Below are 13,342 nucleotides of genomic sequence, written 5' to 3' on the forward strand. Positions count from 1 at the left end.
GTTATTCGCCCACCATATCGAGCTGCACGCCCTGATGCTGCAGTAATTGCTGATAGGCCGGCGCCAGCCGCGTGTCGGTGATCACCCGGCTGATTTGCTGCGGCGTCGCCAGCGGGTTGGGCTGTATCTGGCCGAATTTGGAGGCGTCGGTCAGCACGATATTCTCCACGCCTTTCGCCAGTACGGCGTTGACCACGTCGGCGCGCATCATATCGCGGCCGGTAAAGCCGGTATCGGCGTGATAACCGTCGATACCGATAAACGCCTTGCTGAAATGCACCTGCTGAATGCACAGGCGCGTCAGCGGGCCGACCACGGTTTCGCTCTGCTTCTGATACATCCCGCCGAGGACAATCACCTCACAGTCGCTCTCTTTCAGCAGATGGGCGATGTAATGGCTGACGGTGATCAGCGTGATATGCCGGCGTTCCGCCAGGTAGCGGGCCAGCAGGGCGTTGGCGCTGCCGCTCTCGATGAAGATGGTTTCGCCGTCGTTGACCAGCGACGCGGCATAGCGCGCCAGCTGCTGTTTAAGCACGAAGTTGGACATCATGCGGGCATCGACGTCATCGCTTTCCAGCGCCACGGCGGCGCCGTGGATGCGCTTTAGATAGCTGCGCTTTTCCAGCAGATTCAGATCCTGCCGGATGGTCACTTCCGAAACGCCAGACGCGCGCGCCAGTTCGCCGACGCTGATGCGCCGCCGCTCGTTGACCCATTGCAAAATGTTCTGTTGTCTTGCGTTCATAGGCTCCTGATGGGCGGAGTGCGCCTGTTTTCAAAGAGATAGATGGGGGGATAATAGCATGCTGCGTCGGCAGGGTAATGCGCTAAAGCCCCTCGCATCGTCAGCGGCGCGCTTTTGGTTTAGCATAGGGCAAACGGCGTTTGAATCAGCAGATAACTATGCAGGAGTCCGAAATGGAGATTTACCTCGATAGTGCGGATGTCACGGCGGTAAAGCGTCTGGCGCGGGTGTTGCCGTTACAGGGGGTGACCACCAACCCGAGCATTGTCGCTAAAGAAGGCAAGCCGCTTTGGGAGGTGTTGCCGGCGCTGCGTGATGCATTGGGCGGCACCGGCAAACTGTTTGCACAGGTGATGGCGAACGATGCGGAGCGGATGGTGGCGGACGCGGTGCTGCTGAATCAGCGCGTACCGGGGCTGATTGTGAAGATCCCGGCGACGGGCGAAGGGTTGGCGGCGATGAAAAAGCTGCAGTCGATGTCGATTCCGACGCTGGGCACGGCGGTGTACGGCGCCACGCAGGGGCTGCTGGCGGCGCTGTCCGGCGCCGAGTATGTCGCGCCGTACGTAAACCGTGTCGATGCGCAGGGCGGCGATGCGCTTGAAATGGTGCGGGAGCTGCAGCAACTGCTGACGCTGCATGCGCCGCACGCCAAAGTATTGGCCGCCAGCTTTAAAACGCCGCGTCAGGTGCTGGCGTGCATGCTGGCGGGCTGCCGCGCGGTAACGCTGCCGATCGAGGTGGCCGAGCAGCTGATCGCCACGCCGGCGGTGGACGCCGCGCTGGCGACGTTTGAGCAGGACTGGCAGGCGGCGTTTGGCAGTACGGTATTGAGCTGAGCAGACCTCCATGTCACTAGGCGGCAGCTGCCGCCTTTTTTGTGCGCTGTGTTTTATTTTGGAATGGCGGCCCTATAAAAACAAAACATCGTTTTAATTTTATGCATGCGATCACTTTTATTCCTGTCGTGAACCGTTAGTGTGGATAACCCAATCGTTTCGCAGCGGCCCGGGAAGGCGGCAGTCGACGATGCGTTGCTATAACCAGTTCATCCAGACGGAGTGAGTGATGCAGATAAAACGTGCGATAGACAAGATCCCGGGCGGCATGATGTTGGTGCCGTTGTTCATCGGTGCGGCTTGCCACACCTTTGCGCCGGGGGCAGGCAAATATTTCGGTTCGTTTACCAACGGGTTGATGTCCGGCACGGTGCCGATCCTGGCGGTATGGTTCTTCTGTATGGGGGCGGCGATCAAACTGAGCGCCACCGGCACCGTATTGCGCAAATCCGGTACGCTGGTGGTGACCAAGATCGCCGTCGCCTGGGTGGTGGCGGCGGTGGCCTCGCGCCTGCTGCCGGAACATGGGGTGGAAGTCGGCTTCTTTGCCGGGCTGTCGACGCTGGCGCTGGTGGCGGCGATGGATATGACCAACGGCGGCCTGTACGCGTCGATTATGCAGCAGTACGGCACGAAAGAAGAGGCCGGGGCGTTTGTGCTGATGTCGTTGGAATCCGGGCCGCTGATGACGATGATTATTCTCGGTACCGCCGGTATCGCCTCGTTTGAACCCCATGTGTTTATCGGCGCGGTGCTGCCGTTCCTGGTGGGATTTGTGCTGGGCAATCTTGACCCGGAACTGCGCGAGTTGTTTGGCAAAGCGGTGCAGACGCTGATTCCGTTTTTTGCCTTCGCGCTCGGCAACACCATCGATCTGAGCGTTATCGCCCAGACCGGCCTGCTGGGGATCCTGCTGGGCGTCGCGGTGATTATCGTCACCGGCATTCCGCTGATCGTCGCCGATAAACTGATTGGCGGCGGCGACGGCACCGCCGGCGTGGCGGCTTCCAGTTCGGCCGGCGCTGCCGTGGCGACGCCGGTGCTGATTGCCGAAATGGTGCCGCAGTTTAAGCCGGTGGCGCCAGCGGCGACCGCGCTGGTGGCCACCTCGGTGATTGTGACGTCGATTCTGGTGCCGATCGTGACCGCGATCTGGTCGCGGCGGGTAAAGGCGAAAGCGGCGATGCGTGAACAAATCGCGATGGTGAAGTAAGCGTTATTGATGCCGGTGTGCAAGGTCAGGTGCGCCGGCGATTCGGTAGGGATGCGGCTCAGGGACGGGCCGATATCGACCCGCATCGCAGGTATACGTATATCCTCTATAACGGTTTACGCTACGGGGGGAGCAGGAAATGCCGGTCAGTGAACCTGACCGGCATCCGGACCGTGTGGTGAAAAAATCACCGGCGGTTCAGTTGGTAATACACTTCATTCCAGCGCAGTTCATTCTTGAATACCGGCAGCGTCGTCTCATTATCAATCAGCAGAAACTCAATGTTGTGCATCTCTGCATATAAACGCAGGTAGTCGGCGCTCAGCGCCTGTGAGAACACCGTATGGTGAGCGCCGCCGCCGAGGATCCAGGCTTCGGCGGCGGTGGCGAGCGACGGCTGCGCCCGCCAGATGGCGCGCGCCACCGGCAGCTTCGGCAGCGGGTGCGGCTGCTCTATGGTATCGACCTGATTCACCAGCAGACGGAAGCGGTCGCCCATGTCGATCAGGCTGGCGTTGACCGCCGGCCCGGCCGGGGTGGAGAAGATCAGCCGCGCCGGATCGTCTTTACCACCGATGCCGAGCGGCTGCACGTCCAGCAGCGGTTTCTGCTCGGCAATCGACGGGCAGACCTCCAGCATATGAGAACCGATCACCAAATCATTGCCTGGCTGGAAGTGATAGGTATAGTCCTCCATAAAGGAGGTGCCGCCTTGCAGTCCGTCGGCCATCACTTTCAGAATGCGCAGCAGCGCGGCGGTTTTCCAGTCGCCTTCGCCGCCGAAGCCGTAGCCCTGCTGCATCAGGCGCTGCACCGCCAGCCCCGGCAACTGCCGCATGCCGTGCAGATCTTCAAAGTTGGTGGTGAAGGCGTGGTAACCGCCCTGTTGCAGGAAACGCTGCATCCCCAGTTCGATACGTGCGGCGTCCAGCAGGTTCTGCCGCTTGGCGCCGTGCAGGGTGACCGCCTCGCTCAGCGTGTAGCTGGCTTCATAGTCGTCGATCAGCGCGTCCACCTCGCCGTTGCCGACCTCGTTAATCACGCTGACCAGGTCGCCGATGCCGTGCGCGTTGACCTCATAGCCGAACTGAATCTGCGCGCCGACCTTATCCCCTTCGGTCACGGCCACCTGACGCATATTGTCGCCAAAGCGCGCGACCTTCAGCTGCTGACTCTCCTGACGCGCGGCGGCGACGCGCATCCACTGCGCAATGCGCTGATGAGCCTGCTTATCCTGCCAGTGGCCGGTGATCACACTGTGCTGCTGGCGCATGCGTGCGCCGATAAAGCCGAACTCGCGGCCGCCGTGCGCGGTCTGGTTCAGGTTCATAAAGTCCATATCCATACTGTCCCACGGCACCTCGGCGTTGAACTGGGTATGGAACTGCAGCAGCGGCTTGCTGAGGATTGACAGACCGGCGATCCACATCTTGGCCGGCGAGAAGGTGTGCAGCCAGGTGATAATACCGATGCAGGCCTGCTGATAGTTGGCGTCGCGGCAGACGGCGCTGATTTCATCCGGCGTGGTGAGCAGGGGTTTTAACACCAGTTTCACCGGCAGGCCGGCGTCCTGATTAAGGCTGTTAACCACCTGTTCGGCGTGTTGTTTCACCTGCTGCAGGGTTTGCGGGCCATACAGGTGCTGGCTGCCGATGACAAACCAGACTTCGCGTTGTGTAAATACGTCCATCAGAAACTCCAGGTCGGTTGGCGGTTATTGGGCATGGTCAGGGCATGATGCCGGCGCGGCATAGCGCGGTTCGGCGGCCTGACACCACTGTTGATAGCGTTGATAAAGCTGTTGGTAGCGCGCTACGCGCTGCGGGTCGGGCTGCAGGGTGCGCTCCAGGCCGCAGGCCATATGGCGCTGTGCCGTCGGGATATCGGCATGCCGTCCGGCGGCGACGGCGGCGAAAATCGCCGCCCCCAGCGCGCAGCACTGATCGGAGGCGACAATCTGCAGCGGGCGGTTCATCACATCGGCGCAGGCTTGCATGATGGTCGGCGATTTACGGGCGATACCGCCCAGCGCCAGCACGTTTTCCACCGGAATATCCTGCTGCTCAAAGCACTCCATAATGGCGCGTGCGCCAAAGGCGGTGGCGGCGATCAGGCCGCCGAACAGCGTCGGCGCGTCGGTACCGAGATTAAGATCGCCGATCACTCCCTGCAGGCGCTGGTTGGCATACGGCGTGCGGCGGCCGTTGAACCAGTCCAGCACCACCGGCAGATGTTCCAAAGAAGGATTGGCGGCCCAGGCGTCGGTCAGCGTCGTCAGCAGCTGCTGTTCAATCTGCGCCAGCTGCGGCTGCAGCTCCGGCCGGCTGCGGGCGGCTTCGCGCAGCGGCCAGCTCAGCAGGCGGCCGAACCAGGCGTACATGTCGCCGAATGCCGATTGGCCCGCCTCCATGCCGATCAGCCCAGGCACCACGCTGCCGTCGACCTGGCCGCAGATGCCGGCGATCGCCCGGTCGCCGACGCGCTGAGGCTCGGCCAGCAAAATATCGCAGGTAGAGGTGCCAATCACTTTGACCAGCGTATGGGGACGGGCGCCGGCGCCCACCGCGCCCATATGGCAGTCGAACGCGCCGCCGGACAACACCACCTGCGGCGACAGGCCGAGCCGCTGCGCCCACTCGGCGCTCAGCGTGCCGACCGGCTGTTCGGCGGTCCGGGTTTCTTCAAACAGCGGATAGGGCAGACAGTCAACCAGCAGCGGATCCAGCGCGGCGAAGAACGCCCGCGGCGGCAGGCCGCCCCAGTCCGGGTGCCACAGCGTTTTGTGGCCGACGCTGCAGCGTCCGCGGATAAGGTGCTGCGGCGCCGTAGTGCCGGACAACAGCGCCGGCACCCAGTCGCACAGCTCTACCCAGGAGGCCGCCGCCCGGCGCACCGCCGCATCCTGGCGTGAGACGTGCAGGATCTTGGCCCAGAACCATTCCGATGAGTAAACGCCGCCGATATAGCGGGTGTAATCCGCAAACTCGCCGCTGCGGCACAGGCGGTTGATCGCCTCCGCCTCATCGATCGCCGTATGATCTTTCCACAGGACAAACATGGCGTTCGGGTTATCGGCGAACTCCGGCCGCAGCGCCAGCACCTGGCCATGTTCGTCGATTGGCGCCGGCGTAGAGCCGGTGGAATCGACGCCGATGCCGATCACGCTCTGACGCTGCGGCGGCGTCATACGCTGCACCAGCGCGACAATCGCCTGTTCCATGGCGTCGATATAGTCGCGCGGGTGATGGCGGAACTGATTCTGCGCCGCGTCGCAGTAGTCGCCGCGCTGCCAGCGCGGGTAATAGGCCACTTCGGTATCCAGCTCCTCGCCGCTGCGGCAATCTACCGCCAATACGCGCACCGAGTCGCTGCCGAAGTCCAGTCCCAGGGCGATTGCGTCTGCCGTCATGATAGTGACTCCTGATTAAAAAGGACGGCTATCACCATAAAAGCGCGCCGGGCGGGCCGGTGAGGATACGTTGGCTGGATGTATGCACATTTCTGCTTCCCGCAGCGATTTTGTGATGGCTATCAAAAGTTGGCGACAGACTGAATCGGCTAAATATATGGACTTGTCTGCTGTTATCTCTGGATGTGATAGCGCTCTACATTTCATTAACAAATAACCGCTAAAACTTATCCGGTCTGCATGCCGACGCCGGGCAGGGCGCGCCAATAAGCGCCTTACCGATGAGGCAACCGAAAATACCCTAATGAGAACGTTTTCACTGCGCGAGATTTTCAGCGCCGGGGAGAACCACACAGCGGAGAGCACTATGCATAAATTCACTAAGGCGCTGGCGGCGATAGGACTGGCGGCGGTTATGTCACAATCAGCTATTGCCGAAACCATGAAACTGGGCTTTCTGGTGAAACAGCCGGAGGAGCCGTGGTTCCAGACCGAATGGAAATTTGCCGATAAAGCCGGTAAGGACCTCGGCTTTGAAGTGATAAAAATCGCGGTGCCGGACGGCGAAAAAACCCTGAACGCCATTGACAGTCTGGCGGCCAGCGGCGCCAAAGGGTTTGTAATCTGTACGCCGGATCCGAAACTGGGTTCGGCGATCGTCGCCAAAGCGCGCAGCTATGACCTGAAAGTCATTGCCGTTGACGATCAGTTCGTCACTGCCAAAGGCAAACCGATGGACAGCGTACCGCTGGTGATGATGGCGGCCAGCAAAATCGGCGAGCGGCAGGGGCAGGAGCTGTGGAAGGAGATGAACAAGCGCGGCTGGAACGCGGCAGAAACCGGCGTGATGGCGATTACCGCCAACGAGCTGGATACCGCGCGCCGCCGCACCACCGGCTCAATGGACGCTCTGAAGGCCGCCGGCTTCCCGGAAAAACAGATCTATCAGGTGCCGACCAAATCCAACGATATCCCCGGCGCCTTTGACGCAGCCAACTCCATGCTGGTACAGCATCCGAAGGTGAAACACTGGCTGATTATCGGCATGAACGACAACACCGTGCTGGGCGGCGTGCGCGCCACCGAGGGCCAGGGCTTCAAGGCGGCGGACGTGATCGGCATCGGCATCAACGGCGTTGACGCCGTCAGCGAACTCTCCAAGGGGCAGGCCACCGGCTTCTACGGCTCGCTGCTGCCAAGCCCGGATATCCACGGCTATAAGAGTATCCAGATGCTGCATGACTGGGTTGCGAAAGACGTTGAACCGCAGAAGTTTACCGAAGTGACCGACGTGGTGCTGATCACCCGCGACAACTTTAAAACCGAACTGCAGAAAAAAGGCCTGATGTAATGCCTGAGCCGCCCGGTTTACGCCGGGCGGCGTGTTTTCGCAAGCCATGAGGAAAGCATTATGACCGCCAGCACGCCTTATCTGGCCTTCCGCGGCATCGGCAAAACCTTCCCCGGCGTCAAGGCGCTGGACGATATCAGTTTTAGCTGTCAGGCCGGGCAAATTCACGCGCTGATGGGTGAGAACGGCGCCGGCAAATCCACGCTGCTGAAGATCCTCAGCGGCAACTACGCCCCCAGCCAGGGGGAGATCTTACTGCAGGGACAGCCGGTGCGTTTTAACGCCACCACCGAGGCGCTGGACGCCGGCGTGGCGATTATCTATCAGGAGCTGCATCTGGTGCCGGAAATGACGGTGGCCGAGAATATCTACCTGGGGCAGTTGCCCAGCAGGCGCGGCCTGGTGGATCGTAAACTGCTGCGCTATGAGGCGCGGCTGCAGCTGGAGCATCTCGGGCTGGATATTGACCCGGATACGCCGCTGAAATACCTCTCCATCGGCCAGTGGCAGATGGTGGAGATCGCCAAGGCGCTGGCGCGCAACGCCAAGATTATCGCCTTTGATGAGCCGACCAGCTCACTGTCGGCGCGCGAGATTGAACACCTGTTCCGGGTGATCCGCGAACTGCGCGCCGAAGGGCGGGTCATTCTGTACGTGTCCCACCGTATGGAGGAGATCTTCGCCCTCAGCGATGCCATCACGGTATTCAAAGACGGGCGCTACGTGCGTACCTTTGACGATATGAGTCAGGTAGATCACGAGCGGCTGGTGCAGGCGATGGTCGGCCGCGATCTGGGGGATATTTACGGCTATCAGCCGCGTGAACACGGCCCGGTGCGGCTGCAGCTGGATAATCTGCAGGCGGCCGGAGTGAAAACGCCGATCAGCCTCAGCGTGCGCGCCGGCGAGATCGTCGGCCTGTTCGGGCTGGTGGGCGCCGGGCGCAGCGAACTGATGAAAGGCATTTTCGGCGCCACGCGCGTCGGCGGCGGCCGGTTGACGCTGGACGGCGCGCCGCTGACCATCCGCTCGCCGATCGACGCCATCCGCGCCGGCATCATGCTGTGCCCGGAAGACCGCAAAGCCGACGGCATCATCCCGGTGCACTCGGTGCGCGACAATATCAATATCAGCGCGCGGCGCAAAAGCCTGCGGGCGGGCTGCCTGCTCGACAACGCCTGGGAAAACCGCAACGCGGAGCAGCATATCCGTTCGCTCAATATCAAAACCCCCAGCGCCGAACAGCTGATTATGAACCTCTCCGGCGGCAACCAGCAGAAGGCGATCCTTGGCCGCTGGCTGTCGGAGGAGATGAAAGTGATGATGCTCGACGAGCCGACGCGCGGCATTGACGTTGGCGCCAAGCATGAAATCTATAACGTGATTTACCAGCTGGCGCAGCAGGGCATCGCGGTGCTGTTTGCCTCCAGCGATCTGCCCGAAGTGCTGGGGCTGGCGGACCGCATCGTGGTGATGCGCGAAGGCGCGATTTCCGGCGAACTGGCGCACGATGAGGCCAGCGAGGAACAGGCGCTCAGCCTGGCGATGCTGCGCACCCCCGATATTACCCCTGATGCCGCGGCGGCGGTGGCCTGACCGTGGAGGAGAAAAAGATGTCGACCCTAACGACCAATTCGGTAAAAAACCGTGGCAGCCTGGGGCTGTCGCGCATCTGGGACAGCTACGGCATGCTGGTGGTCTTCGCGGTGCTGTTCCTGGCCTGCGTACTGCTGGTGCCTAACTTCGGCTCATTTATCAATATGAAAGGGCTGGGGCTGGCGATCTCCATGTCCGGCATGGTGGCCTGCGGCATGCTGTTCTGCCTGGCCTCCGGCGATTTTGACCTGTCGGTGGCGTCGGTGATCGCCTGCGCCGGGGTGACCACGGCGGTGGTGATCAATATGAGCGAAAGCCTGTGGATCGGCGTCGGCGCCGGGCTGCTGCTGGGCGTAGCCTCCGGCCTGATTAACGGCTTTGTGATTGCGCGGCTGAAAATCAACGCGCTGATCACCACGCTGGCGACCATGCAAATCTTCCGCGGCCTGGCGTATATCATTTCCGACGGCAAGGCGGTGGGGATTGAGGATGAACGCTTCTTCGCCCTCGGCTACGCCAACTGGCTGGGGGTGCCGGCGCCAATCTGGATCACCATCGGCTGCCTGATCCTGTTCGGTTTCCTGCTGAATAAAACCACTTTCGGCCGCAACACGCTGGCGATCGGCGGCAATGAAGAGGCGGCGCGCCTGGCCGGGGTGCCGGTGGTGCGCACCAAAATCATCATCTTCGTGCTGTCCGGGCTGGTGTCCGCCGCGGCGGGCATTATTCTGGCGTCGCGCATGACCAGCGGCCAGCCGATGACCTCGATCGGCTATGAGCTGATTGTGATCTCCGCCTGCGTGCTGGGCGGCGTTTCGCTGAAGGGCGGCATCGGCAAGATTTCGTACGTGATTGCCGGGATACTGATTCTCGGCACGGTGGAAAACGCCATGAACCTGCTGAATATCTCACCGTTCTCGCAGTACGTGGTGCGCGGAGCGATCCTGCTGGCGGCGGTGATTTTCGACCGCTACAAACAGCAGAGCAAACGTACCGTTTAAGGCACGCTATCGCGTTGTCGGCGCAGGGCCGGCAGCGCGGCAGGATAACCGAGTATTATGGAGGCCAGATGTACCATCGTATGGCGCAGGAATCCCAGTCAGACCCGCTGATGCCGGGCTACAGTTTTAACGCCTACCTGGTGGCCGGCCTGACGCCGATTATGGCGGAAGGGCCGTTGGATTTCTTTATCGACCGGCCGGGCGGCATGAAGGGCTACATCCTCAATCTGACCATCAAGGGTCAGGGCAAGGTGTTTGACGGCGAGGAGACGCTGTACTGCAATCCCGGCGATCTGCTGCTGTTTCCGCCGAAGGCGGCGCACTATTACGGCCGCTCGCCGGAGAGCGACTGCTGGCACCATCGCTGGGTCTATTTCCGCCCGCGCGCCTACTGGGCCGACTGGCTGGAATGGCACAGTAAGAATCATCAGGTCGGACGGCTGACGCTGCCCAACGGCCAGCTGCTGCAGGAGTTCGACCGCCTGTTCGCCAATATCGAGCAGACGCAGCGTTCCGGCAGGCGGCTGGCGGAAGAGATGAGCATGAACCTGCTGGAGCGTCTGCTGCTGCGCGCGATGGAAGAAGACCCGCTCAGCCCGCAGAAAATTATGGACCCGCGGGTGATTGAAGCCTGTCAGTTTATTACCGGCAATCTGGCGGGGGAGCTGCGTATTGAGGAGGTGGCGCGCCACGTCTGCCTGTCGCCGTCGCGGCTGGCGCACCTGTTCCGCGAGCAGGTGGGCATCAATATTCTGCGCTGGCGCGAAGACCAGCGGGTGATCCGCGCCAAACTGCTGCTGCAGACCACTCAGGAGTCGATCGCCGCCATTGGCCGCGTGGTGGGCTATGACGACCAGCTTTACTTCTCGCGGGTGTTTCGCAAGCGCGTCGGGGTCAGCCCCAGCGACTTTCGTCGCCGCAGCGTGGAGATTAATTATCCGGCGCAACGAGGCCGCGAACGGGCCTGGAACAACCCGGGCGTTGCGGCTGCAGATTAACATTTAATTTACTTCTTGTTCCGTCCGGCATCATGGTGTCAAATCACAGGGTGATAACTGGCCTTGCAGAGGAAACACCATGGCTGAAACTCTTCGCGTTGGGCTGGTGGGCTACGGCTACGCCAGCAAGACCTTTCATGCGCCGCTGATTGCCGGCACGCCGGGCCTGGAACTGGCGGCGGTGGTCAGCAGCGACGCCGGCAAGGTGCACGCCGACTGGCCGGCGCTGCCGGTAGTCAGCGAACCTCAGGCGCTGTTCAACGACCCCTCACTGGATCTGATCGTCATTCCCACTCCGAACGATACCCACTATCCGCTGGCGCAGCAGGCGCTGGCGGCGGGCAAGCACGTGGTGGTGGATAAACCGTTTACCGTGACGTTGTCACAGGCACGTGCGCTGCAGCAGCAGGCGCAGCAGCGTGGCCTGCTGCTGTCGGTATTCCATAACCGCCGCTGGGACAGCGATTTTCTGACCTTGAAAACGCTGCTGCAGGAAGGTTCGCTGGGGGACGTGGTCTACTTTGAATCGCACTTTGACCGCTTCCGGCCGCAGGTGCGCCAGCGCTGGCGCGAACAGGGCGGCGCGGGCAGCGGCATCTGGTACGATCTGGGGCCGCACCTGATCGATCAGGCGCTGCAGCTATTCGGCAAACCGCAGACGCTGTTTGTCGATCTGGGCCAGCTGCGGCCCGGCTCGCAGTCGGTGGACTATTTCCACGCGCTGCTGCAGTACGGCAAACGGCGCGTGGTGCTGCATGCTTCCATGCTGGCAGCGGCGGAAGGCCCGCGTTATATCGTGCACGGCACCCAGGGCAGCTATATCAAATATGGCCTGGACCCGCAGGAAGACCGGCTGAAGGCCGGCGAACGGCTGCCGCAGGCCGACTGGGGCTATGATATGCGCGACGGTGTGGTGACGCTGTCACGTGATGATGTGCTGGCGGAACAGCCGCTGCTGACGCTGCCCGGCAACTATCCGGCCTACTACGCCGCCATCCGCGACGCGATTAACGGCGACGGCGCCAATCCGGTGCCTGCCGCCGAAGCGATCGCCGTGATGGAAATGATCGAACTGGGGATTGAGTCGGACAAACAGCAGGCCGCTTTGCCGGTCAGCTAACCCGCAGGTCTTTTTTATGACGGGCTCAGCCGCTGAGCCCGTTTTTTTGGCAAGGAATTCTGATTGATGTCTTGGTTACAACGTCTGCGTATCGATAAATTTTTACTGGTTTTGATTCTGGTCGTCGTGGTGGCTTCGCTGTTCCCGTGTGAAGGGGTATGGCAGGTGTTTTTTGAGCGGCTGACCACCGCGGCGATCGCGCTGCTGTTCTTTATGCACGGCGCCAAGCTGTCGCGACAGGCGATTATCGCCGGCATGAGCCACTGGAAACTGCATCTGGTGGTCTTTCTCAGCACTTTTGCGCTGTTCCCGCTGCTGGGACTGGCGATGAACCTGCTGGTGCCGAGCTTTATGACGCCGACGGTGTATCTCGGCTTCCTGTATCTGTGCGCGCTGCCGGCGACGGTGCAGTCGGCAATCGCCTTTACCTCCGCCGCCGGCGGCAACGTAGCGGCGGCGATCTGCAGCGCTTCGGCCTCCAGCATCCTCGGCGTATTTCTGTCGCCGCTGCTGGTCGGCGCGCTGATGCATACGCAGGGCGGCAATACCGACGTGCTGCACGCCATCGGCGCGATTATCCTGCAGCTGATGGTGCCGTTTGTGATTGGCCACCTGGCGCGCCCGCTGATTGGCAAATGGGTCGACCGGCACCGCAAGCTGATTAACCTGACCGACCGCTCCTCGATTCTGCTGGTGGTGTACACCGCCTTCAGCGCCGCGGTGGTTGAGGGCATCTGGCATAAAATCGACGGCATGTCGCTGCTGGTGATTCTGGTGATGTCGCTGGTGCTGCTGACTGTGGTGCTGATCATCAATACCTACGCCGCACGCCTGCTGGGCTTTAATACCGCCGATGAGATCACCATTGTGTTCTGCGGTTCGAAAAAGAGCCTGGCGAACGGTATTCCGATGGCGAACGTGCTGTTCCCGGCCGCAGCGGTGGGGGCGATGGTGCTGCCGCTGATGATTTTCCACCAGATCCAACTGATGATCTGCGCGGTGCTGGCGCAGCGCTATGCGCGTAAAACGGCGCGTGAGCAGCAGGCTGCGGCGGCGGAATAAGTTCG

Annotated in this window: 11 protein-coding genes; 8 read left to right on the plus strand and 3 right to left on the minus strand. The window is 61.5% G+C overall.

Annotated features, from left to right (window positions below; genetic code table 11):
* Nucleotide 1: 1 nt before the first annotated feature.
* Nucleotides 2–748: a DNA-binding transcriptional regulator YciT gene (locus tag HF675_RS11345; RefSeq protein WP_105231302.1), complete on the minus strand. Its 747-nt coding sequence runs from the start codon at nt 746–748 to the stop codon at nt 2–4.
* A gap of 173 nt (nt 749–921) precedes the next feature.
* Between HF675_RS11345 and fsa the strand changes: the two genes are divergently transcribed.
* Complete coding sequence (fsa, locus tag HF675_RS11350; RefSeq protein ID WP_105233372.1) at nt 922–1,587, plus strand: fructose-6-phosphate aldolase; 666 nt, start codon at nt 922–924, stop codon at nt 1,585–1,587.
* Nucleotides 1,588–1,816: 229 nt separating this feature from the next.
* Nucleotides 1,817–2,800 carry a 2-keto-3-deoxygluconate transporter gene (kdgT, locus tag HF675_RS11355; RefSeq protein ID WP_187044618.1) on the plus strand — a complete coding sequence of 328 codons (984 nt, stop codon included), beginning with the start codon at nt 1,817–1,819 and terminating at the stop codon, nt 2,798–2,800.
* A gap of 187 nt (nt 2,801–2,987) precedes the next feature.
* On the opposite strand, the gene araA is transcribed toward kdgT, so the two are convergent.
* Together araA and HF675_RS11365 are read right to left on the minus strand one after the other, a co-directional pair.
* The gene (gene araA, locus HF675_RS11360; protein ID WP_187044619.1) at nt 2,988–4,490 is read right to left on the minus strand and encodes an L-arabinose isomerase; all 1,503 of its coding nucleotides are present in this window, start codon (nt 4,488–4,490) and stop codon (nt 2,988–2,990) included.
* A gap of 24 nt (nt 4,491–4,514) precedes the next feature.
* Nucleotides 4,515–6,209, minus strand: coding sequence for a ribulokinase (locus HF675_RS11365; protein WP_187044620.1), 1,695 nt, complete (start codon nt 6,207–6,209; stop codon nt 4,515–4,517).
* Nucleotides 6,210–6,576: 367 nt separating this feature from the next.
* On the opposite strand from HF675_RS11365, the gene HF675_RS11370 reads away from it, so the two are divergent.
* The 6 genes from HF675_RS11370 (at nt 6,577) to HF675_RS11395 (ending at nt 13,337) form a co-directional block, all read left to right on the plus strand.
* Nucleotides 6,577–7,560, plus strand: a complete 984-nt coding sequence (locus HF675_RS11370) for an arabinose ABC transporter substrate-binding protein (protein WP_105231298.1) — start codon at nt 6,577–6,579, stop codon at nt 7,558–7,560.
* A gap of 60 nt (nt 7,561–7,620) precedes the next feature.
* On the plus strand, nt 7,621–9,156 hold the full coding sequence (gene araG / locus HF675_RS11375; RefSeq protein ID WP_187044621.1) for an L-arabinose ABC transporter ATP-binding protein AraG: 1,536 nt from the start codon (nt 7,621–7,623) through the stop codon (nt 9,154–9,156).
* A 17-nt stretch (nt 9,157–9,173) separates the two neighbouring features.
* The gene (gene araH / locus HF675_RS11380; protein WP_105231296.1) at nt 9,174–10,157 is read left to right on the plus strand and encodes an L-arabinose ABC transporter permease AraH; all 984 of its coding nucleotides are present in this window, start codon (nt 9,174–9,176) and stop codon (nt 10,155–10,157) included.
* Between the two features lie 68 nt (nt 10,158–10,225).
* Nucleotides 10,226–11,155: an arabinose operon transcriptional regulator AraC gene (gene araC, locus HF675_RS11385; protein ID WP_105231295.1), complete on the plus strand. Its 930-nt coding sequence runs from the start codon at nt 10,226–10,228 to the stop codon at nt 11,153–11,155.
* 79 nt (nt 11,156–11,234) lie between these two features.
* Entirely contained in the window at nt 11,235–12,275 is a 1,041-nt protein-coding gene (locus tag HF675_RS11390; protein WP_105231294.1) for an oxidoreductase, read from the plus strand.
* A gap of 66 nt (nt 12,276–12,341) precedes the next feature.
* Entirely contained in the window at nt 12,342–13,337 is a 996-nt protein-coding gene (locus HF675_RS11395; RefSeq protein WP_105231293.1) for a bile acid:sodium symporter family protein, read from the plus strand.
* Nucleotides 13,338–13,342 lie beyond the last annotated feature (5 nt).

The organism is Serratia sp. JUb9 (genome assembly GCF_014298095.1).
Classification (GTDB): Bacteria; Pseudomonadota; Gammaproteobacteria; order Enterobacterales; family Enterobacteriaceae; genus Serratia_B; species Serratia_B rhizosphaerae.

Excerpts from the sequence above, each read along its gene's own strand:
- araA (WP_187044619.1), bottom strand. The coding sequence starts at position 4,490 with ATGGACGTATTTACACAACGCGAAGTCTGGTTTGTCATCGGCAGCCAG.
- araC (WP_105231295.1), top strand. The coding sequence starts at position 10,226 with ATGTACCATCGTATGGCGCAGGAATCCCAGTCAGACCCGCTGATGCCG.
- kdgT (WP_187044618.1), top strand. The coding sequence starts at position 1,817 with ATGCAGATAAAACGTGCGATAGACAAGATCCCGGGCGGCATGATGTTG.
- HF675_RS11365 (WP_187044620.1), bottom strand. The coding sequence starts at position 6,209 with ATGACGGCAGACGCAATCGCCCTGGGACTGGACTTCGGCAGCGACTCG.
- araH (WP_105231296.1), top strand. The coding sequence starts at position 9,174 with ATGTCGACCCTAACGACCAATTCGGTAAAAAACCGTGGCAGCCTGGGG.
- fsa (WP_105233372.1), top strand. The coding sequence starts at position 922 with ATGGAGATTTACCTCGATAGTGCGGATGTCACGGCGGTAAAGCGTCTG.
- HF675_RS11395 (WP_105231293.1), top strand. The coding sequence starts at position 12,342 with ATGTCTTGGTTACAACGTCTGCGTATCGATAAATTTTTACTGGTTTTG.
- araG (WP_187044621.1), top strand. The coding sequence starts at position 7,621 with ATGACCGCCAGCACGCCTTATCTGGCCTTCCGCGGCATCGGCAAAACC.
- HF675_RS11370 (WP_105231298.1), top strand. The coding sequence starts at position 6,577 with ATGCATAAATTCACTAAGGCGCTGGCGGCGATAGGACTGGCGGCGGTT.
- HF675_RS11345 (WP_105231302.1), bottom strand. The coding sequence starts at position 748 with ATGAACGCAAGACAACAGAACATTTTGCAATGGGTCAACGAGCGGCGG.
- HF675_RS11390 (WP_105231294.1), top strand. The coding sequence starts at position 11,235 with ATGGCTGAAACTCTTCGCGTTGGGCTGGTGGGCTACGGCTACGCCAGC.